The organism is Actinomycetota bacterium (genome assembly GCA_030774015.1).
In the GTDB taxonomy this organism is placed as follows: domain Bacteria; phylum Actinomycetota; class UBA4738; order UBA4738; family JACQTL01; genus JALYLZ01.
The window spans coordinates 1-2,083 of sequence record JALYLZ010000168.1; the positions used below are offsets into that span (position 1 = coordinate 1).

Annotated in this window: 2 protein-coding genes; both read left to right on the forward strand. The window is 70.1% G+C overall.

Going from position 1 to position 2,083, the window contains the following annotated elements; translation table 11 throughout:
- The coding region (locus M3Q23_16310) for an efflux RND transporter permease subunit (protein MDP9343618.1) at positions 1–932 on the forward strand (932 nt) is incomplete at its 5' end.
- A gap of 213 nt (positions 933–1,145) precedes the next feature.
- On the forward strand, positions 1,146–2,081 hold the full coding sequence (gene rpsB, locus M3Q23_16315; protein MDP9343619.1) for a 30S ribosomal protein S2: 936 nt from the start codon (positions 1,146–1,148) through the stop codon (positions 2,079–2,081).
- Positions 2,082–2,083 lie beyond the last annotated feature (2 nt).

Here is a 2,083-nt window from a genome sequence, read left to right on the forward strand (position 1 = left end):
CCTCCGGCGCGCGGGCCGCGACGTCGAGGGCCCGGAGCGCGACCAGGGGGACGCGGACGGGAACCTCCCGCCGGCCGGACATGCCCCCGGGGCTGTTCGGGTTCCTCCGCGCCGACTCGCCCTACCCGCGCCTGAGCGCGACCCTCGGCCGAGGCTTCGTGGCGGTGGTGGGCGTTCCGGCCCTGGTGGTCGTCCCGATGCTCCTCGTGATGGCCATGTGGCTGGGCCTGTTGGCGATGGGCCTCGACCACGTGCCCCAGGGCATGATCGACCTCCTGGCGATCCCGCCCATCAGCTCGTTCTTCGACCTCAACATCGTGGTCAACATCTTCGGACTCACCACCGGCACCATCCTGTTCACCATCGGGCTCGCCGTGATCCGCTCGGTGATCTGGGCCGTCCTGGTCAGCCTGGTGATCGAGTCGCTGGACACCGGTGGGGCCACCAGGGACGGTGTCCGCCGGGGCCTGCGTGCGGCGCCGACCGTTCTGGGAATCCTGCTCACCAACGTCGCCCTCATCTTCCTGTCGCAGATCCTGCGGTTCATCCTGGGCGCGTCGATCGGGAGCCTGGCCTTCTTCGGCGGGCTCGTGGGGGGCCTGTACTTCCTGGCGTTCGCTCCGGTGATCGCGGTGCGGGAGGGCGTCTCGGCCCGCCAGGCCATGGGCATCTCGGCGAGGGCCGCGCGCCTCCCCGGCCCTCGCCACCTCGGCATGGTGTTCTTGTATTTCTCCGCGGCGTTCTTCGCGTTCCTCCCTGCGGGGCGAGCCTTCTCGGCGAACCCCTCGCTGCGGCTCTGGTTGCTCGTCCTGGCGGGCACGCTGGCGCACATGGTGTTCCTGGCCGGGTTCGCCCATCGGTACATCGTCGTGGAGGGCGAGATCCCGCCCCCGAAGCCCCGCGACGCCCGACCCCGACGCCGCTTCTTCTAGCGGCCTTCCGGTGACCATTTCGGGCCCCATTTCGAGCCCAGGCCGACCGAGTCCCGGCTGCTAGACTGGGGTTCCGGCCAGGAATGCGGTACGCGCGTCCGGCCGAATACACACGACCGGGGACCGGTCTCGAGGTCCCGCCTCCCTGAACGAAGGGTCCGGCGGGTCGAGCTGGGTGGAACCGGCGGAGGACGAACCGAAGGGAGGAGTCACATGCCTGTCGCCACGCGACGGGAGTTGCTCGAGGCCGGTGTTCACTTCGGCCACCAGACCAGGCGGTGGAACCCCAAGATGGGGCGCTTCCTGTTCGGAGAGCGGTCCGGCATCTACATCATCGACCTGGAGCAGACCCTGTCCGGGCTCCAGGAGGCGTACGAGTTCGTCCGCGAGCTCGGCCGCCGGGAGGGGATCGTGCTGTTCGTCGGCACGAAGAAGCAGGCCCAGGACGTCGTGGCCGAGCAGGCCCAGAGGGTCGGCATGCCGTACGTGAACACCCGCTGGCTGGGCGGCATGCTGACGAACTTCCAGACCATCTCCCGGCGGCTGGCGCGACTGCGCGAGCTTCGCGAGATGGAGCGCTCCGGCGCGTTCGAGTTCCTCCCCAAGAAGGAGGTGCTCCGGCTCCGCCACGAGAAGGAGAAGCTCGAGCGGAACCTGGGCGGCATCCAGGACCTGGAGCGCCTGCCGGACGCCATCTTCGTGATCGACACGAAAAAGGAGCACATCGCGGTGACCGAGGCCCGCAAGCTCGGCCTTCCGGTGATCGCGATCGTGGACACGAACTGCGACCCGGACGAGGTCGACTACATCATCCCCGGCAACGACGACGCCATCCGGGCGGTCTCGCTGATCAGCCGGGTCATCGCCGATGCCCTGGAGGACGGGCGGACCGAGGGATGGCAGGAGTTCGCGACGCGCTCGGCGGGGTCCTCGTCGCAGCAGGCGACCGGGTTGACGGCCGAGCCCGAACCGGTGATGGCCGCTCCGGAACCCGCGGCGCAAGCGGAGGATACGCCGGAGGCCGCGGCGGCCCCGGAGCCTGAAGCCGGACCCGAGATCGAGCGGGAAAGCGCTCCCGTCGCGGCCGTCCCGGAAGCGGGGACTGGCTCCGGAGCTGGTCCGGAGGCCGAGCCGGCCGGGGAGGCCTGAGC

Excerpts from the sequence above, each read along its gene's own strand:
- rpsB (MDP9343619.1), top strand. The coding sequence starts at position 1,146 with ATGCCTGTCGCCACGCGACGGGAGTTGCTCGAGGCCGGTGTTCACTTC.